The following is a 20,572-nucleotide window of genomic DNA, read 5'->3' on the forward strand; positions in this document are numbered from 1 at the left end:
ATCAATAAACTATAATTTTAATCATGATTAAATAAATACAAACTATGAAAAAATATGTTGCTATTAATTAATTTTTGTCTAATTTTTATCTTATTGCTTTTGATTAATTTTTTTCCTTTGTTTTGGACGCAAAATTAATTCAAAGTGAGTAATTCTGTTAGTTTCCTCATCTTTTTGTTTTTTATATAAGATTAGTTTTTTAATTGTATAGATTGGAATAATAATTAATGGTAAACCCAAACCATAAGCAATTAATGTTGGCTCAAAAGCAAAGTTTTCATAACCGTTGAAAACTAGAGCAATTTTAGGAACAAAGGCCACAAGTAATAAAAACGAAATTGAGAAAATAACTGATAAGTATACTTTTCAGAAAAATAGCGGGTTTAGCAAAATCACTGGTTTTTTTGACATTAAATTAACTGAATTAAAAGCAGCAGTAATACCTAGTACTAGAAATGCTAAAGTTGAACCAGCTTGTAAAATATTTTGCCCATTATTATTTTTTAAAGCATATAAAGCTCCTAAATAATATGCAACTAGTGAAAGAATACCGATCAGTATTCCTTGCCATAGAGTATTAATTCCCATCCCTTTTGCGAATATTGATTCATATTTGGAAATCGGGCGGCGATTCATATAATTCTCTTTTGAATCCTGTAACCCTAAAGCAATAGCAGGAATACCGTGCGTAAATAAATTAATTCAAAGCAATTGGGTTGCTGAAAGAATATATAGCTCTTGGCCTCCCAATGCAGCTTTTCATTGCTCTGATGAAAAAACAGCTTTAAAGATTAACAGACCAAAGAAAACTAAAATAATTTCTGCGATTGATGTTATGAGTAAATTTTGGATAACATTTTTAATTTTTTGATAAATAGTTCTTCCATTATCAACGGCCTGAACAATGGTTGAAAAATTATCATCTGCTAAAATCATATTCGCTGCTTGCTTTGAGGCTTCAGTACCAGTTATTCCCATCGCACAGCCAATATCAGCAGCTTTTAAGGCTGGAGCGTCATTAACTCCATCACCAGTCATTGCTACAACTTGGTCACGTTTTTGTCAAGCACTAACAATCCTCAACTTATCTTCTGGTTTGACGCGAGCATAAACTGAATATTTTTCAATCGTTTTTGTCAATTCTTCATCAGAAATCTTATCTAAATCAGATCCAGTAATAGCGAGGTCTCGATCTTTTGAGTAGATGCCAAGTTCTGTGGCGATTGCCATAGCGGTATTAATACTGTCACCAGTAATCATAATTGGTTTAATGCCGGCAGAAATACATTCTTGAATTGACATTTTTGCTGATTCTCTTGGTGGGTCAACCATAGCCACTAAACCAACAAATGAAAGATTAGATTCAGCAATTTTGGCATCATTAGTTTTTTTGATATCAGCTAATAGCTTATCATCAATTACTTTATAGGCAACCGCTAAAACTCGGTAGGCCTTAGATGATCATAAATTATTTACTTCTAATGCTTTTTCATATTCTTCTTTAGTTAGATTAGTACATAAGCTCAGTAAAATATCTGGTGCACCTTTAGTAATCACAAAATCTTGGCTGTTAATTTTATTAATTGTCGTCATTAATTTGCGATCTGAATCAAAAGGAATTACAAACTGACGAGGATATTTCTTTAGCATCTCTGATTTATATTTATCTTTTGTGTGCTTTTCAAGTTCATAAAGAAAGGAAATTTCGGTTGGATCTCCAGCAATTTTATACTCATTATTATCAACAATCAAATTGGCTTCTGAGCATAATGATCCATATTCAATAATTTTTTGGATAACACTATCATCAATTTTATTTTCAGAGTTAATCTTTTTACCATCATAATAATCAATAATTGACATTTTATTTTGAGTCAGTGTGCCGGTTTTGTCAGAACAAATAATTGCACAGCTGCCTAAAGATTCAACAGCTAATAAATCTTTTACAATTGCTCTCTTTTTTGCCATTTTTTGAACGCCAATTGCCAAAATAATTGATGAAAAGGCAATTAAACCTTCGGGAATGGCCGCTACTGCTAAAGAAATGGCATTAACAATTGATGTGCTTCAAAAGATTGTACTGTTAAAGGAGTTCCCTGAAGCTGCTTGGAAAATAATTTGAACTAATAAACTTAGAACAAATAATCCAAGACCAACATAGCCAAATATTTTACCTAATTTAGTAATTTTTAATTGCAGTGGACTCATTGCTTCTTTTTGATTGTTTACTAAATTAGAAATTCTACCGATTTCAGTTTGTTTCCCAATTTCAGTTACAATAAAATGTGCGGTTCCAGTGGCAACAATTGTTGATGAGTAAACCATAAACTTACGGTCTGCCATCGGTAGTGACATATCGACTTTAGCTGAGTAATCTTTCTGCGATGGTTCACTTTCGCCGGTTAGTGAACTTTCAATAATAGCTAAATTTGAACTGTTTAGCAATATTCCGTCAGCAGGAACAATATCTCCGGATTCCACTAAAACAATATCACCGACTACAACATCAATAGCATCAATAACAATTAGATTGCCATTGCGAATTACTTTTGTTTGAAGGGGACTTAATTTTCTTAGAGCGTCGATGGCTTGTGCACTTTTAATTTCCTGGACGGCACCTACCGCCGAATTCGTGAGCACTACAAGCAGAATAATAGAAGGTTCAATAAATTGAACTAATAGCCGATTATTATTTTCCGATCAATTTCAATTTCCACGAACACCATCAACAATAGCTAAAATATAAGATAGTAGCGATGCTAGTAGCAGAATAATTACTAAAATATCTTTAAATTGGGCAAGGTAAGCAATAAAGGGATTGATTTTCTTTGGAGCAGCTAATTCATTTTTACCAAAGATCTCTTGACGAGAGATTGCTTCTTGAGAACTTAGCCCTTTATGAATATCAGTTTGCAGATATTTTTCTTTGCTAATAATTAAGGGACTTTGATCTTGATTTTTTTTATTTTTGCGAAACATGTTTAACCTTTCGAATAACTTACATGCTTAATTTTACTATAAATCACTTTCAAATAAATAAAAAGAAAACTAGCGCAAAAAGCGCTAGCTCTCATTTTTAAAAATTATCTACGAGCATCAGCGTATGTTTTTAGAACTAAGTCATTTAATTCAACTGATTCTTTTAATAAGGCCATTGTACATGGACATAGGTCTTGTTTTTCACATTCGCAAATATTTCCAGAAAGAATTCTATCGTATTTCATTTTGTTTCTTACAGCAATTAGTTTTTCTATATATGTTGATAAGAACATAATGATTACAAACACAACAAATAGTGCAGATGTTGCAGAGTGTCCAATTAGACTGTCACGTGCTTTAGCAACTTCATCAGCAGCAGCATTTATAGAAATTAATCTTGCTTGTTCTGCGGCACTCAATCCGATTGAAACAAATGGGTCAATCATAATGAATATTAGAACAGTAAGAACAATAATTACAGATGTGTATCCTGCTCAAATTGTATGTTTGTTTTCTTTAACAGCAATAAAATGTTTCTTTCTATTGTGAATTGCTCCAATAACAGCTAAAGCAATAAAGGCAAATGCGAATACTGCCATTCAGTTAGCCATTAAGTCGGCAAAGGTTAATAAGTTATTAATTCTGTGCCCGTAAATTGGGTCATATCCACTACCGATGTATGCGTATGCACCAATTGCTGTAAATATAACCATAAATGGTAATGATAATAAGAAGCAGAATAGCATTCCAACAATAGGATATTTAGAATTTTTTAAATATCTGTATGCTCTTGCTGGAACAAACATTTCTCCTTCTTTAATCAAGTCTTCAACTCATCTTGTCGCTCACATTGTGAAGGCATTTAGAATACCAATAACACCAATTGAAATAAAGATGTTAATTAATCCAAATACTCAACCGGCACTAACGGCTGCTAGTTTGCCTCCATAGTCATAGAAACCACCACTTTTTGCTCCTAATGTCATAGCAGCAGCAATGATCATGTAAATAATAGTCATTGATAGTAGACCAATAACTAGTGCAGCTGGAGTTTTTTCAGGTCTTTTCATTTCTGATTGAATACCAGCACTTACATAAAATCCGTCAAATGCAAAGAAGATTCCACCAATTGAAGCGAATACTGCTAGAAATGGTGTTAATCCTAAGAAGCTAGTTGAACGAGAATTAAATAAATCCGCTGTTGTAATCGGTTTTAAAAATGGTCCATCAGTTTCAACAGTTCTAGTAGCAGCAAAATAGAAACCAATCACAACGATTGCCACTAAGGGGATAAATTTGAAAGCTGTAACTATTCAGTTTTGAATGTTCCCTGCTTTACTGCTTAAACCTGCTGATAGCATCATTCATACTGTTAATGCAAGTCCAATTGCAAAGTAAATTCATGGAGCAGCTGTTGAGCCTCCAAATGTTGTATCTACGTCTTTAAATCCAGAAAGTCCGTCTTGGAATTGAAGAATAACGTAGTAAGGCATAAAGAAGTATGTAAATGGTAAATATAAATAAGTCATAAAGAATTTATTAGCTTTGTAAATATACAAAGTATTAAACGCTTTTGACCAACCAATCATACCTAAGTTGTCATTACGACCAGAGGCTACTTCAACTAATGCTAGAGCTAATGCTATAACAGCAAATCCAGCAATTAATCAAACAGCCAACGATCAAATGATGTTACCAGCAGAATTTTCAAGAACTGATTTAGATCTTAGAAAAATTCCAACACCAATTGACCCACCTAAAACAACAAGAATAGCTGAAAAAAAGCCAATCTTTTTCTTAGGACTAGAAGTAACAACTAATTGTTCTTCGGCCATTGTATTTCCTTTCCTATATTTTAAATCTATATAATAATTCGAAATTTAGATACACCAACATTTAATAAAAAATCTGTCCCTCTAAGATGTATCCATTAATATTATATAATATTGTTTATAATAGATTCTATAATAGAATAGATAAATTTAAAATTAGGAAGATAATGAAAGAAAAAATGAAGAAAATTATACTAGTTGTCGATATGTTGAATGGTTTTTGCAAAAAAGGTGCTCTTTTTGATAAAAATATTGCAAAAATTATTCCCAGAATACAAAATTTTTTAGCAACAAATTCAGATGTTGATAACATCTTTTTTTGCGATGCGCACTCTGAAGATGATTTAGAGATGAAAAACTATCCACTTCATTGCTTAAATGAAAGCTATGAATCAGAAATTGTTGATGAACTAAAACAATATTGCAAAAAAAGAATTAATAAAAATTCTACTAATTCATTTTTCAAAGTTGATAGTGAAATCATTAATAACTATCAAAGTTTTGAAATCGTCGGCTGCTGCACTGATATTTGTATTCTTGAATTAGCATTGACCCTAAGGGCATACTTAAATAATATGAAAATTAATAAAGATGTGATTGTTTATAAAAATCTTGTTGATACCTTTCATAGCAAAAATCATCCTAGATCTAAATTCCATAAATTCGCCTTAAAAATCATGAAAAATGCTGGAATAGTTATTAAGTAATTAAAGCGGCATTTTTTTACCGATAAATTAATGGAAAAATCTTGCAAAAGATGATTTTAACTTCTGAAAATTAATAATAAAAACTCACAAGGCTACTGTGAGTTTGGTATCTAAACTATTATTTTATAGATTATAGATTTTATTAAGACTATAAGAATTCTTTGTAGATCTTTTTATAGACAGTTTTAGTGCTTTGAACTAGAAAAATGTAAATTCCCATAAACATTGCTAGTCAAGCAAAAAAGATTGGTGGTAGTGGTTGTAGTGATAAGTATTGATTAACCTTTGGAATATAAGGCAGAGCCGTAATAATTGCAACAGCAATAAGCGTTGAAATAATAACAGCAGTTGAAGCATTAGATTTAATAAATGGCATTCTATTGGTTCTTAAGAAGTAAATTACAAAGGTTTGTGTTCACATTGATGTGACTAGTCATCCAGCTCAAAATAGTGATTTAAATGTTTTCATATCATTAGCTGATACTATTTGACTTCATTGAGAACCAACAACACTTGGGACAAAAACATAGAATAAAACTACAAACGTTATGACGTCAACAATTGATGAGACTGGACCAAATCATAACATAAATTTAAAAATAGATTTATGCTCTCACTTCCGTGGCTTTTGAATAAATTCTTTGTCAACGTTATCCCATGGCAGTGCCGCGCAGCAGAAATCATAAATTAGGTTTAGAAATACAATCTGAACAGCCACCAGTGGAACAAATGGTAGCAGAATTGAGGCAATTAGGATGCTAAAGGTGTTACCAAAGTTTGAAGACACTGTCATTTTTACATACTTATTAATGTTGGCGTGGGTTTTACGTCCCTCAACAATGCCTGTTGCCAAAACATTTAGATCCTTTTCTAATAAAATGATATTTGCAGACTCTTTAGCAATATCAACGGCAGTGTCAACTGAAATTGATACATCCGCAACTTTCATAGCTGGAGCATCATTAATTCCATCGCCCATGTAACCAACAGTGTGTTTATTTTTTCTTAAAATAGTAATAATACGAGCTTTTTGGTCAGGACTTAACTTTGCAAAAATTTGAGTTTTCTCTACTTCGATAGCTAATTGCTCATCACTCATTTCAGCGATATCTTTTCCTAACAGTATACGATTGTATGGAATTCCTACTTTTGAGCAGACTGCTCGAGTAACTAATGGATTATCCCCAGTTAAAATCTTAACTTCTACTCCTAGATTATGTAATTTTTGAATTGCTAGTTCAGCTGAATCTTTTGGTGGATCTAAAAATGTTAAATAGCCAATTAACGTCATATCAGCTTCGTCTTTAACTGAAATTTTACCAACCGCACTTATTGTAGATTTTTTCGAAGCGATGGCAATTACTCTTAGTCCTTCTTCACCAAATTCTTGGACTTTATTTAAAACTTTTCTGATAATTTTTTTATCAAGTTTCACTACTTTACCATCTAGGTAAATTTTTGTACAAACATTAAGAATCTCTTCAACTGCGCCCTTTGTAATTAGAGTAGTCTTTTCTTCATGGTTTAAATGTTTAACTAACACTGACATTCTTTTTCTTTGAAAATCGAAGGGAACTTCGTCAAGTTTTTCATAATGTAGTTCCAAATTATCAAGCGATTTTTGCTCATCTGCTAAATCAAGCGTTCTTTTAATAATTGATTTATCTAAAAGATTTTTTAGTCCAGTCTGATAATATGAATTTAAAAAAGCATATTTTAAGACATGTGAATCTTCTTTTCCATTAACATCAAGGTGACGTTCAAGGATGACCTCATCTTGTGTTAGCGTTCCGGTTTTATCTGTACATAAAATGTCCATTGAACCAAGATTCTGAATTGAATTTAAACTCTTTACCACAGTTTTAGCTTTTCCCATGGCAATTGCGCCTTTTGATAAACTTGCAGTAACAATCATGGGCAGCATTTCGGGAGTTAGTCCAACGGCAATTGATATGGCAAATAGTAAAGCTTCAATTCATGGTTTTTCAACTGAGGTTTTAGTAAGACCAATAACTAAGAAAACAATTGGAATAATGATTGCCATAATTACTGTTAACATAATTGAAACTTTTTTAATTCCGCGTTCAAAGTTAGTTGGGACTTGTTTTTCATTAACTTTTGAGGCTACTTGACCAATGAAAGTATCATTACCAGTGACAATCACAATCGCTTTAGCAGAACCAGAAATAACATTAGATCCCATGAAAGCTAGATTGTGACGGTCAGTGACATTATCATAGGTAATTTTTTCATCAATCATTGAATACTTTTCAATTGATTCACTTTCACCAGTTAGTGATGATTGCGAAACGAATAAGTCCTTGGCTTGAATAATTCTAACATCTCCCGGAATAATATCGCCAGCCGCTAGGTGAACAATGTCACCAACAACAACTTCATCCATTGGAATTTCTTTTAGAATCCCATTTCTCTCAATTAAACACGTTGTTTCAATAATTTCAATTAGTTTTTGTGCACTAGAAGCACTCTTCTGCTCCTGAATGAAATGAATAATACTGCTAAGAATAACCATAGTCATAATGATAATAACTGTCGCATAATTAACTTCACCCTGTTTAGCAACAATTGGTAGAATAATATCAATAACTAGAGAAATAACAGTCAAGATAATTAAGATAATGTTGAATAAATTAAAAAATGATCTGACTAATCTTCTTCAAACATTATCGGCATTTTTCTTGATAATTTTATTAACTCCATATTTATCGCGATTCTCTTCGACTATTTCATCATTGCTAATACCTTTCAAGCTTGAATTGTATTTATCAAACAATAGTTTTGAATCGGATTTTGAAGCATATACAAGTTCATCATAGATTCTTTTACGTCTTTGCTCTTGTTTATGCATGCGGGTTGTTCTATTCATAAATTCTCCTTTTTTATTATTATCGGAGAGCTAAAAGTTAATTAATGTTAGGGATAACAAATATTGAATTTGTGTCAATAAGTAACTTCGCTCACCATCGTTTTTTTTCATATATTTGCTACCTTTCATTTAATTTTTTTTATAATAGTACAATTTTAACATAATAATTACTATGAATAAAGTTTTTTTTGTTTTGCTTTAGTTAAATTACTTGTATTGTCAATCTCAATAATTTCACCTTCACGAACAAAAATGTATCTTTTAAAATATTTTTTAATTAAGGTTAGATCATGAATATTAACAAGAATCGTTTTGTGATATTGCTTAGAAATACTGCTTAGAATCTCCAAAACATTTGATGCAGTTTGAATATCTAGATTAGATGTGGGTTCATCGGCTAAAATAATTGAAACATCTTGTAATAATAGTTGAGCAATTTGTAGTCTTTGCTTTTGTCCTCCACTTAGTTCGGAAACTTTAGTGAAACACTTTTCAAAAATGCCAAGACGATTTAGAACTTCATAAACTTCAATTTTTTGTTTTTCATCTAAAATTTTCAATAAAGCAAAAACAAAATTTTTATATTTGCTGTAGAAATGTAGAATATTTTCATAAACATTTAAATCTTCAATAACATTTGGCTCTTGTGAAAGAAAACCAATTTTTCTAATTATTCTTTTTCATTGCTTTTTTTTAAGTGAAAAAATATCCTGATTATCAATTAGGATTTGACCGCTTATTAAATGAAGTTGCTTTAAAATACTATTAAAAATTGTTGATTTGCCGGCACCTGATGGACCAATAATGGCCACCATTTCGCCTTCTTCAATACTAAAATTAACACCTTCAAGTGCTCGTTGTTTGGAATTTTTATAGTTAGCGTTAACATCTCTAAACTCAATTTTTGTCATATCAATTAATTATAAAAGAAAAATAATAATAATTAAAAAACATGCTCGAGGGCATGTTTGTTTGAGTGGTTTATTATTTAAAATCTGGTTTGATTTTTAGACCTGCTAGTACTTCTAAAATAGTTTTCTTCATTTCACCTGAATATTCATCAAAAATCTTTTGTTCATCTTCATCTAATCTAATTTTTGGCAGATGTCTGTAACCATTTTTTCCTAAAATAACTGGTAAACCAAAGTAAACTCCGCTATGTTTATACTCTTCAGATAATCTCACTCCTAATGACAGGATAACTTGACGATCATATAAGATTGCTTGACATAAAATTGCTAAGTTTTCACCAATACCAAAGTTAGTGATTCCCTTACCCGAAATAATCTCAAATGCTTCATTTTTAACTTTATCATTTAGATTTTGTAGTCATTTTTGATCAATTGTATTGTTAGCTAACCAGTCTTTTAGTGAACCAAGTCCAATTCTAATCTTTGAAAATGGAATTAAGCAACGAGCACCATGTTCACCAATCACAAATCCGGTAATTGAACTAGCTTTAATGTTAATTTTTTCTGACAAGAATTTTTTCATTCTAGCAGTCTCTAGAATTGTTCCTGAACTAATAACTTTACATGGTTCAAATTTGGTTACTTGTTGATAAATACATGCCATTAAATCAACCGGATTAGAAGCAATAATAGTTATTCCCTTAAACCCAACTTTCTTTAGATTTTCAGCAATTTCCTTAATTAATTTAGCATTGTCGATTAATAATTCAAGTCTGTCTTTTAAAACACCTTCTTTTGGTTTAACTGATGCCGTAATTACAACAATTTGGGCATCTTTTAAATCCTCATAGCTTCCTGCAGTAAAAGTTGAACCATTGTCAACCATTGAACAAGCCGCATCATTTAGATCACGTGCTTGTGCTAAAGCATAATCAGCAAACTTATCAACTAATACATAGTCTGCTTCAATATTTTTATTAAGTGAGGCGTATAGATATGAACTACCTACTAAACCAACACCAATTATTCCTATTTTAGTCATTTTTTGAGCCTCCAGATAACTCAGTAATATTTTTTATCAAATTTATATTATAAGAATCCAAACCTGAGTTTTGAAATGGGTTTAGTTCTCTCAAATAAGCAAACATAATTGATGCTCTATGAATAAATGCCATAATTCATCCAAGTGTATCATCATTAAAATTGTCACTTATTTTTATTAAAATGTGTGGTATTTTATAAATAATAACATGATTTTCTCGCATGCTTTTAGTTATAGTTTTTCCAATACTATTATATGTCAATTTTGATAAATAATTAAGATTATCATTATCATGCTCAGATAAGATTGATACTTCATAATCGTATTGCTGATTTTCAACAACAAGCGATGTATCAAAAGGATTAAAAGGTGAAGAGGTGTGGTTTTCTGAGAATGTATTGTTATCACATCCCTGTAGAGAACTATTTACATAAATACCATTTTTATTTTTTAGACCAGTTTCAGATAAATACATTTTAAATAACCGCGCTAGATCAAGATCAGAATTTGAATAGGCATTAATATTTTCAAAATTATAATTGTTTTTCAAAAGGATTCTTCTTATGACAGCATATTGATAGGCAGGATTTTTCTTTAATGGCATTTTTGAAAAATATTCATTAGCTGCATTAGCGCCATTTAGATATTTATCCAAATTAACACCAACGCAAGCAAGTGGAAGCATAATTGCCGCTGAGTAGCCAAGAAATTTTTCTGTGGTGTTATCTAATAGTACAAAGTGACGGTATTCATTAACTTTAGTTTCTTTAAATAATTTACCATAGTTATTATTAGTGGTAGCAAAAATGTATTTTTTAGCATTAACTGAACCCAAAATTTTATATAACATTGCTTTTAATTCACGGAAGATTAGCAGTGTTTCAAGCGTTTCTCCTTTTTGAGAAATGATATTAATTGCAAAATGTTTATCTGATAAAAAGCTTGTCAGTTTTGCAATATCGCGGGCACTAATGCATTCATTGACAAAGATTACTTTTATTTTTGAATCAGAGCTGCTATCACGTCCAGCAAACTTTATTAATGCTTCCGCTTGTAAACAAACGTGTTGAGGAGCAATTACAACTAAATATTCAATGTGTTCATTAATTAATCATTGTGGGATTTTTTTAATATCAATATAATCGTTTTTTTGAATATTTTTAAAAATGTTAAAACATCCCAAAAATTGATATCCAATAATGTTGTTGGTAGCAATTTTGGCTTTTAGCTCCTCAATTTGGTCGTGATAATTGTTAAGTGATTCTTCTTTGATTGCAAATGAAAAATCGATATTTATTTTGCTACTTGCCATAATTAATTCCTTTATTTGTAAAATCCAAGAGATTTTTGAATTTTGGATCATTTTTTTCAAGTTTAAATGAAAATGGATTTCTTAACATTCGCGGATGAATTCTTTTAAATGAAACGAGATACTCTCCTGTTGGCATAACATCTATAATTTGAACTTCGCGAATTTGCCCGACTTCAAAAAGTAAGTTCAAATTATTAACATAATAGTCACTCACCTCATTAATATTCAAAAAGCATCTAACATTATTTTTTGTCACAAGATTAACGGTATTTTTCCACACCTTAGTTACTTTTGCTCGTATGATTTTTTCAATATCATCATTCATAAAACACCACCTATTACTTTGATATTATAATATCATAATAAATTTATTATTTCACCATTAATATTATAGGAAATAATAGAAGTAAAAATTATTATATAATATAACTATTAGAATAATTGATGCCAATTTACTACTAATTAAAAGTAATTACCAAGGAGAAATTAACACAATGAAAACACTTAAAAAATTATTTATCGTTACAGCACCAATTGCAGTATTTTCTACTGCTTTAATTTCATGTCAAAAAGACATTAGATTTTCAGTTAATAAACCTTGGTTTGGTGAGGAAAAATCAGATTTTTTTAACAAGGTTGTTGAAGAGTATAACAAAGAAAATAAAAGCAGCAATAGTGTCTCAGTAAAATTCGAGCCAAATAATGCTGATATCATTGAAAATATTAAAAAAGGAAGTCAAAATATTGGTATTGTAACATCAACACTATTTAATGATGATAAGAGCAATAAAGATTTTATGACCCCTATCATACAAACATTGACAAGGGCACAAAAGTTTGATCTAAATAATTTTGATGCTAAATATTCAAATGGAGGCCAAGAAGATAGCTTAGTTAAAATTGCTAATGAAGCATACAAATCTTTTGCTGAGAAGCCTTATAAAGATTGAGAAGATGATGAATATGGATGGAATGGAAATATTTATGAAAAATTTTATGGCACTAAAGAGCAGCTTTCTGAATACTACCGTGGCCTCGTAATGATTCAAGGAACAGATGATGAAATTAAAGAAATCAGAGCAGCTTGAGATAGCAAAGACTGAAATAAATTTAGAAATTTCGGAATTGGGCATGGAAAAAGAAATAGCGGATCTAAATGATTTTTACAAGAAGCTCTTTTCAAAAAACATTTTAATTTAGAAAATAATAAATTTGTTTCTTTTGCCCAAGATTTAATTAATAATCAAGATAAATACATTGAAATGCGTTCACGTGATATTGCTCGTGGAGCAAATACAAAATATCATATTGTTTTTGATGAATTAGGGTCATTTGCCTATACATATAATAGTGATAAAAAAACCAATAAAGTTCATGATTACTATACCCCTGAAAAAAGCGATGTTAAAATCGAATTTTTAACTGTAACCGAAGCTTTAAAATACAATATCTTCGTTGTTGATAATAAGACTTTTAGTATAGATCAGCAAAAAATTATGGCAAATGCAATTTTGAATGTTTGAAAACAAGGTAAAGATAACTATGGTCCAACTGTCGGCTTTAATGGCTACAAAATCATTGTCGATTTTCAAAAAGAAGTTATTGAGCCATTTGAAAATTTATTTAAGTAAAATATGGATGATATAACAATAACTAAAAAATGATGACGCGAAGAAATTACTCATCGCAATCAAAAACTCAAGGGCCCGGTTAACATTTTATGAAAAATCTTATTTTTGATTTTTCTAATTGCTTTTTTTATCTTTTCAGTTTACTACATTGGTTTTGGTTTTTCAAATAATGGACTAGTAATTTTAAAAAATAATTTACGTAGTTTTTTTAATGCTAGTTCATTTAGCAAACTATTCAATGAAAATTTGTTTATTCTTTCTTTAAGATTTTTGTGGGAGAGTATTAAAATCATTTTTCTTGGCACAGCCCTAGGAATTATTCTTGCGTTTCTCAGTGCATATTTTTCAAATTATAAAATGAATTCAAAATATGTGGTAATTCCCGTCAAAATTACAATCATTTTTTTAAGATTAATTCCGGAAGTTTTTTTTATTTATTTATTCAAAATTAGCTTTGATAAATCCTTAGCAATCATGCTAATTTTCGTTTGATTCACATGAATTTGGGTACACGAATATTTTTCACAAGCAATTGAGAATAGTAACTTTAGTATGTTCTATCATCTAACCAAAAATAAAAGCTCAAAATTCAAGGCGTTTTGAATTGAAATCATGCCGCAAGTTAAGATTAAACTGCTAAACTATATTTTTCTAGCTTTCGAATCAAACCTAAGGTGATCTTCAATTCTATTTGAATTTAGTTTTCTGGGCATTGGTTATTTAATCTATCCCAATACGCGAAATATTGAATATTCAGAACTAATGATTCCATTAATTGTGTTAATTTTATTCCTTTTCTTACTTGAAATTATTAATTTCTCACTAAAAAGGTTCTTTTTAGTTTCAAAAACTCAACCAGTTAATTTAAAAAAATATGCAATTGAACAAAATAGTAAAAAAATTATTATTACTTTGCTAATTATAGCCGCAATTACGATTATTGGTTTTGGTGTTGCGAGTTTAGTAAATGAAAAAGCCTATTTAGGAAGTGGAGCTAGTTACATTAATAATTTCTTTAGACCGAATTGAGAGAATGTTAGTTGAGGATTTAGTGGTGGAGTAGCACATATGATCTTACAACTTGCTGCACTAGCATTTGTTTCACTAGTCTTGATTTATGGCATTGCTTATCTAAAAATGTTTTTTATGACTAAGCAACTATTTGGCAATAAAACATCAATAACTTTTCGATTAACTAATAGCGCCATCCGTGCCATTCCAACAATTAGCTGATTTCTAATAATTTCATCACTCTTTATTAATTCCTATGCACCATTTGTGATTGCTTTTGCAATTCACGGAGCATCATCAATGGCAAGAAATCTCGAAAGTTCAATTCGAAAAATTGATCAAAGTAAAATTGACAATTTAAGAATTCGAGGATATAACAAAATTAAGATTTTCAACAATTTTATTCTTCCGTCAATTAAACTTGATTTTATTACCTTCTTTAGCTTTGAACTCGAAAAGACAATTCGTAATTTTATTACTTATGGACTGTATGGCGCATCACTACTCGGGGAAGCAACACAACTTAGTAGGGTAAAAGAAATTAATGATATTGCGCCATATCTATGAATTGGCTTTATTATCATTGCCCTAATTAATTTAGTTGCTTATTTAATTCGGATTAAATTTAAAAATAATTATCATCATCTTTTTCTGAAAAAACTACTAACATAAAGTAATTAAAAAAAGCATAACATGACAAGATTGTTATGCTAATTTTTTATTTAAAATAGTAATAATTTAAACTGCAGATTGGTGAATATCTAGTTGAATAGCTTCCTGTGATGTCTTAATCCTACTATTAAGATAATTAACAACTTCATCTAAATTACTAACATTGGGCACATTGAAATTCTTAGCAATATTTTTAACATCAATACTTAAAATTCGACTTTTAAATCTTTTCAATATATTCACTGAAGAAATCTCTTTATATTGATAGAATTTTTCTTTTACCATTGAACAAAGTAGAATCCCATTTTCTTTAAAAATAATATTTCGATATTTTGCATCGAGAATCAAGTATAGTGCAAATGCCGTAAATGCTGAAATCACAATCAAAGCAGTTACTGTTAGTCCTAATTCTACATCATATTGAGATGTTAGAAAGCCAAGGTTAAGTCTATATATTATAATCGTATCAATAGTGAAATAAAATGTGATTATTTCTAAAACTACCATTAAAGCGAATATGACATATAAAGGTGTCATCTTTTTCTTTTTTAATACCATAATCCTCCGATCTCCTTAATGATATCATATATCATTACTACAAGATGAGCCAATAATAACTAAACCTAGATAATTTACATTAAACTGCCTAAGTTATTCATAAATTTTTGTGTGCTATGATTTTATTAATTTTGGTGCGCAAATAAAAAAAATATAATTTTTAAAAAATTTTAGATTGAATATTTTAAAAAAATTAAGGCCAAGTACTAGATCTTGGCCTTGAAATTAAGCAATGATTATTTTAACTAAAATAAATTAGCATTTTTCTTTATCTTCACTTAAACATTAAATTTCTATCTTAAAAAAATAAAATAAAAAATTAACTTAGCTAAGGATTTATAATCAGTATTATAAGCACAAAATATATGTCTGCTAATTTTTGCTATTTAATAAAACAAAACTAATTATATGAAATATTGAAATTTAATGTTAAATACCCACAAAAAATACTTTGTTTTCAATTCTAAATTAATTTTTGATTTAAAATATTAATTAAATCGAATTAGACAAATCTTGATTTTGATTAGTTAAATAATAATTATTTTTATTAAATTCAGCATTTTTTTCTAAATCCTTTAATCTTTTTCAACCAACTATTGAAAAAAAGAAAGCAACGGGGAAGAAAATAATTGCAAGCCAAAATCATTTTACCGCACGTCTATCGTAATCAGCGTTTGCGATTTTAAGACCCAAAATGTTGAATCTTAGAGCTATGAAAATTAATATTAAGTGTATGATGAAAACTGCTCCCTGGAAAATAGCAGCAATATTTCTTTTATCATTAATTGAAGCTGCCATTGAAATTATCGCCACAATTCAAACTGTAAAGGTTAAAATTGAAAGAATTCCAAAAAATAAAATCATTTTAGTTATTTTCTTAATAAAGAAATGTTCATACATAATTTGACACCCACTCTCATCTACTAAATTATTGCAATTAGTAATTAATTTTTTATTTTACTAAAAATAAATTATATTAAATTAATTTAGATGCTTTTTTTAGTAAAGGTATAAATTTAAAATACCGCCGTTATTAATAAAGCAACAAAAATAGTTAGAATTTTTTAAGGTACGATAAAAGGCTTAATAAATTACTAATACAAAATTTAAAAAAATTAAAAACTTTTTTAGATATTTTGTCATTATCTTTTAAAAAGATATAGAGTTTTATCTACATTTTTTTAGATCATTTAATTTTTTAGTTATGAATTTCAAGATGCTTTATTGACGAGTGAATAGATTTTATTTTTTAGTTCTAATATTGATGATTTTTTTTAAAAAAAAAAAAAATAAATAAACGATTATTGTTTTTATAATGTCAATTCTCATAAATTATGAATTTTTGTCATTTTTTATCAAAAGTTTTTTATAAATTAAGTATCTCTGTTCATACATTTAGATGATATTATTTGATAATTAACAAGATTATATAATTAATTTTAAAACCGTTAAAATAACTATATTAAAGGCTATTTCTTCTCTTTAATTGAACTTTAATATTTAAAAAAAGCCACAAGTCACTTTTAGCTCTTTGCTTAATTAGATTCTAGTAATTTTAAATTGTGTGAGAGAAATCTATATTCTCATCACGCCAACTTGAATTATCTTAATTATTATTTTTATCAACATCTTCTTTTTAAATACTTTAATCTCGATAAGACAATTTATTGCAAATAATTAGCCAATTAAACAAAGAATAATTTCAATTCAGAAGACAACAAACAGGTGATTTATCTTGAAATTTTTAAGCAATTTTAACAGCGCCGATATTTCGCCATAAATTCACAGAATCAACAAGAAGATAGGGAAATCAAAGTGATACATATATGATATAAAAGTTTTAATGGTTCCATTTTTTATCTAAAAAAATGAAAGCCTATTTTAGCGGGCTTCCATTTCGTATGAGATCATCAATTTTTTGAGATATTTTTAATAAAATATTTATCTTTCATTAATTGTTTGAGAAATTATTTTTCGTAGTTGAATGCTTAATTTTTCAAGGGCTAATTCACCTACGGAATCATTACGCAAAATAATAATTTTTTTAGCAGAAGATTTGGCAATTTTTCATCATTCACTATCTTTTTTAATATCATATTCATCATAGTATTTATGGTATAAATCTAAATATCGATTTTCTAATCTTCTTCGGTCTTTTTCTTTGCCATTTATCGAACTTTGAAGACGTCATTTCTTAATATTCTCTCACGGTGGTAGCATAATTATTAGTAAGTCAATTTTATTTTTTACAGAAAGGAGGAATTTATATTTTTTGAATAGCTTATTTCACAATTTTTTTTTCAGATAAATCGAATTTATTTTCTTTTGCGAGAATATATCCATATAGAAAACTATCTACATATGCCTATCGAGAATATTGATTTCCGCCTTCAAGTTCGGCTTGTTCAAGCATATCTTTTTGAGAACAAAAGAACATTTCCTGTGCTAGGTAAAAATTTTTATTATTAGTTAGGGCTGATGTATAAGGATCATCGCCTTTAAGATAAGGCCTTTCATCGATTAAAGTAATATGATTTTCGTAAATATATTTTTGAATGATCTTGCTTTGTAAAAGGGTACTTTTCCCAGAACATCCAGGACCAGTAATAGCAATAATTTTTTTCAATTTAGATGCTTTAAAAGATTTTATAAAGATGTAAATTGATAAAATCATGTATGAAATATTAATGATAATCAAATTAATATTTAATATTCCAATACCAGCAAAAAACATAATTGAAAGAATATTCTTAGCTTGTCACAATATTCATGATTCAATGAATCCTAAAAACATCATAATGATGGCCACTATTAATATCGTGTTAATCGTTGCAATTAGCACTTTTGAAGCATAAAATTATTAAAGTTTTTAGCAAAAACAACGTTCTTATTTAATATTTGACCATAAAGATTAGTATAAATTTATTTAAAGTTTGTCTAATAATTAACAGAGTTGATAAACAAAAATATGTGTTTTATAACAAAAGTAAAGAATAGACTTTAATTTAATAAAGTTTTTAAAAAATAATTAAATTTTCAATTTTTAACTTATATTAATACGCTTATAATAAAATAATAATAATAATAAAGCAGCAATTAATTAGGGGACTATTGATGAATGATAAACAAACACGAGGCAGAGAAGTTAATATGGATAATATTTTTCAAGATCCTATTAAAACATTCTATGAGCCTTTAGTTATAAATATAAAAGAAAAGTTTAACAAAGTATTTAAAGAAAAAATAATGAATAATTTAACTGAAAAATTATTGGTTGAATATAAGGATAATGAAAATACTATTGATAAATTAAATAAAGAACAAGATATTAGGTATAAAAAAGATAAGGTTTTTTGAAGAGAAAAAACAAATTATTTCATTAAGATTCTTTGTTTTTGCATAATTGGTATATTCTTTTTATGATTTTTCTTAAATAACAGTAAAATCTTGAGAAAATACCGTTGATTTTCTTATGAAACAAAAGTGAGAATCGAAGAATTAAGAGACAGGGACAAAAGTATATTACTTCAAGTGTATTCTCGCTATTCACTTGCTGATATAAAAGATATTATTTTAGAAGAATTTCAAATAAAGAGGGTTCACAATTATCATCCAGAAGAATTAAAAGCATTTACTGATAATTCTAAATTTTTATGTTTTTATTCAGTGAATAAATATGCCATTAGAAATTCCCACTATTATGATTTATTATATTCTGTGTTAGAGTGAAAAGATGTTATTACTGTTGGCTCAGCAGAACCTGTGTTTCATTATAATGAAAGTTTATTGAAGGATAGTACAAATATTTATGGAAATCACATTGAAAAAACACCTTTTGTTACCATTAAAAATGCTACTAGTATAGCAACAAATTATTTACCAAAATTTTCGTTTGTTGAAAATGAGGACAAAACAATGAATCAGGACGAATATAATGAGGCTATAAGAAACGGCGCTATATTGCTAGAAAACCAAGAGTTTTATAAATATTATGGATTTGATTTTAACAATGAAGTTGATACGCTTTCATACTTTGGTACAAATGTGCAAGAAAAATTTATTGCGTATGCTAAATATATGATTTCTAACAATGAAGTAACTTATCCACTAATAAAAACACAGTCCAATATTTACTCATCAAGAGAATATAATAATTCGTTGCTTTTCTATTCAAAGGTTCATGACTGATTACAGTATGAAATCGATCTTGAAAAACGTTGAACAATTGAAGAAATTAATGACAAACTTGTCCTTTTAATTACTGACGTATTAAAGCCAGTGTTTAAATCATTGACTAAGCTATATTTAAATAGATATATTTCTTCTGAAAGTTTTAATGAAGTAGGTAATGACTATATTTCATCATATAAAAATATGAAAAACATAGAGAAAGAAATTGGGGAAAATAATATTTATTGACTAAATAAAATAATCGGAGGAAGATTTTTTTCATTTGTAACGCGAAGGGCTCATCGAAACGCTAATTATCAAATTGTAGGTTCTGATTATATTAATAAAACTATTGAATTAACAATAAAAATGACTTCATTCAATGCTAGTGAAGAATTTGCCCATGTTTACAAAAAGGGTGTTTGTGTAAAAGTTCCGTATATTCGCTACAAGCAATTTTCAGAATTTAAAAAAACTTTTATAAATGATGAGTTTCATTTGTCTGAAATAAATGCTGAAATTTACGCACATAATAATAACAACTCATATGCTATTAGTAATACTGGGAATGAAAATTTAGATTTGCTAATAAGAGAAAATAAGATCACCTTTAATGCTGAAGCAACTAAAAATATTCATGAATTAGAAAAAGCAATAAAGATTATTAGCAAATTTTATTCCAAATTTACAAAACTGCATTATTATTCAAAGTTTTTAGTTGATAATCAAGGGATATCCATCTACATTAACGAGGTTAATGAATCAGATGTTAATTTAGAATTAATAGACAAGATTATAAAAGAAACTATATATGAGTAAAATCTTTATTGAATAGTATAATTGAAAGAGAATTACAAAGG

15 protein-coding genes are annotated in these 20,572 nt (G+C 28.6%); 4 read left to right on the forward strand and 11 right to left on the reverse strand.

All coding sequences use genetic code 4. The features are described 5' to 3' along the window. Positions 1 to 90 precede the first annotated feature (90 nt). Both HGG64_RS01005 and HGG64_RS01010 read right to left on the reverse strand, forming a co-directional pair. The gene (locus HGG64_RS01005; protein WP_169580116.1) at positions 91 to 2,979 is read right to left on the reverse strand and encodes a cation-translocating P-type ATPase; all 2,889 of its coding nucleotides are present in this window, start codon (positions 2,977 to 2,979) and stop codon (positions 91 to 93) included. A 104-nt stretch (positions 2,980 to 3,083) separates the two neighbouring features. Next, on the reverse strand, positions 3,084 to 4,814 hold the full coding sequence (locus tag HGG64_RS01010; protein WP_169580117.1) for an APC family permease: 1,731 nt from the start codon (positions 4,812 to 4,814) through the stop codon (positions 3,084 to 3,086). 164 nt (positions 4,815 to 4,978) lie between these two features. Here HGG64_RS01010 and HGG64_RS01015 point away from each other — a divergent pair, with 164 nt between their 5' ends. Beyond that, positions 4,979 to 5,518, forward strand: coding sequence for a cysteine hydrolase family protein (locus HGG64_RS01015; RefSeq protein ID WP_237076483.1), 540 nt, complete (start codon positions 4,979 to 4,981; stop codon positions 5,516 to 5,518). A 148-nt stretch (positions 5,519 to 5,666) separates the two neighbouring features. On the opposite strand, the gene mgtA is transcribed toward HGG64_RS01015, so the two are convergent. The 5 genes from mgtA to HGG64_RS01040 all read right to left on the reverse strand — a co-directional run bounded on the left by mgtA (position 5,667) and on the right by HGG64_RS01040 (position 11,995). Next, positions 5,667 to 8,405, reverse strand: a complete 2,739-nt coding sequence (mgtA, locus tag HGG64_RS01020; RefSeq protein WP_169580118.1) for a magnesium-translocating P-type ATPase — start codon at positions 8,403 to 8,405, stop codon at positions 5,667 to 5,669. A 170-nt stretch (positions 8,406 to 8,575) separates the two neighbouring features. Next, on the reverse strand, positions 8,576 to 9,316 hold the full coding sequence (locus HGG64_RS01025) for a phosphonate ABC transporter ATP-binding protein (RefSeq protein ID WP_169580119.1): 741 nt from the start codon (positions 9,314 to 9,316) through the stop codon (positions 8,576 to 8,578). Between the two features lie 73 nt (positions 9,317 to 9,389). Then, a complete protein-coding gene (locus HGG64_RS01030; RefSeq protein ID WP_169580120.1) occupies positions 9,390 to 10,358 on the reverse strand; it encodes a lactate/malate family dehydrogenase in 969 nt (322 codons plus the stop codon). Then, positions 10,351 to 11,670 (reverse strand): glucose-6-phosphate isomerase, encoded by a 1,320-nt coding sequence (locus tag HGG64_RS01035; protein ID WP_169580121.1) that lies wholly within the window; start codon positions 11,668 to 11,670, stop codon positions 10,351 to 10,353. Before HGG64_RS01035 ends, HGG64_RS01030 begins: the two co-directional genes overlap by 8 nt. After that, positions 11,660 to 11,995 (reverse strand): S1 domain-containing protein, encoded by a 336-nt coding sequence (locus tag HGG64_RS01040; RefSeq protein ID WP_169580122.1) that lies wholly within the window; start codon positions 11,993 to 11,995, stop codon positions 11,660 to 11,662. Before HGG64_RS01040 ends, HGG64_RS01035 begins: the two co-directional genes overlap by 11 nt. A gap of 169 nt (positions 11,996 to 12,164) precedes the next feature. On the opposite strand from HGG64_RS01040, the gene cypl reads away from it, so the two are divergent. Beyond that, positions 12,165 to 13,301, forward strand: a complete 1,137-nt coding sequence (gene cypl / locus HGG64_RS01045; RefSeq protein WP_169580123.1) for an ABC transporter thiamine pyrophosphate-binding lipoprotein p37/Cypl — start codon at positions 12,165 to 12,167, stop codon at positions 13,299 to 13,301. Positions 13,302 to 13,304: 3 nt separating this feature from the next. Continuing rightward, positions 13,305 to 14,984, forward strand: a complete 1,680-nt coding sequence (locus HGG64_RS01050; protein ID WP_169580124.1) for an ABC transporter permease subunit — start codon at positions 13,305 to 13,307, stop codon at positions 14,982 to 14,984. Between the two features lie 66 nt (positions 14,985 to 15,050). Here HGG64_RS01050 and HGG64_RS01055 read toward each other — a convergent pair whose 3' ends face one another. The 4 genes from HGG64_RS01055 to HGG64_RS01070 form a co-directional block, all read right to left on the reverse strand. Continuing rightward, a complete protein-coding gene (locus HGG64_RS01055; protein WP_169580125.1) occupies positions 15,051 to 15,542 on the reverse strand; it encodes a hypothetical protein in 492 nt (163 codons plus the stop codon). A 492-nt stretch (positions 15,543 to 16,034) separates the two neighbouring features. Then, a complete protein-coding gene (locus HGG64_RS01060; protein ID WP_169580126.1) occupies positions 16,035 to 16,442 on the reverse strand; it encodes a hypothetical protein in 408 nt (135 codons plus the stop codon). A 1,041-nt stretch (positions 16,443 to 17,483) separates the two neighbouring features. Beyond that, positions 17,484 to 17,762 carry a hypothetical protein gene (locus HGG64_RS01065; RefSeq protein ID WP_169580127.1) on the reverse strand — a complete coding sequence of 93 codons (279 nt, stop codon included), beginning with the start codon at positions 17,760 to 17,762 and terminating at the stop codon, positions 17,484 to 17,486. Between the two features lie 145 nt (positions 17,763 to 17,907). Then, entirely contained in the window at positions 17,908 to 18,351 is a 444-nt protein-coding gene (locus HGG64_RS01070; protein ID WP_169580128.1) for a hypothetical protein, read from the reverse strand. A 305-nt stretch (positions 18,352 to 18,656) separates the two neighbouring features. Here HGG64_RS01070 and HGG64_RS01075 point away from each other — a divergent pair, with 305 nt between their 5' ends. Then, positions 18,657 to 20,531: a hypothetical protein gene (locus tag HGG64_RS01075; protein ID WP_169580129.1), complete on the forward strand. Its 1,875-nt coding sequence runs from the start codon at positions 18,657 to 18,659 to the stop codon at positions 20,529 to 20,531. The last annotated feature ends 41 nt before the right edge of the window (positions 20,532 to 20,572 follow it).

Source organism: Mycoplasma phocoeninasale, assembly GCF_012934885.1.
GTDB lineage: Bacteria > Bacillota_I > Bacilli_A > Mycoplasmatales > Metamycoplasmataceae > Metamycoplasma > Metamycoplasma phocoeninasale.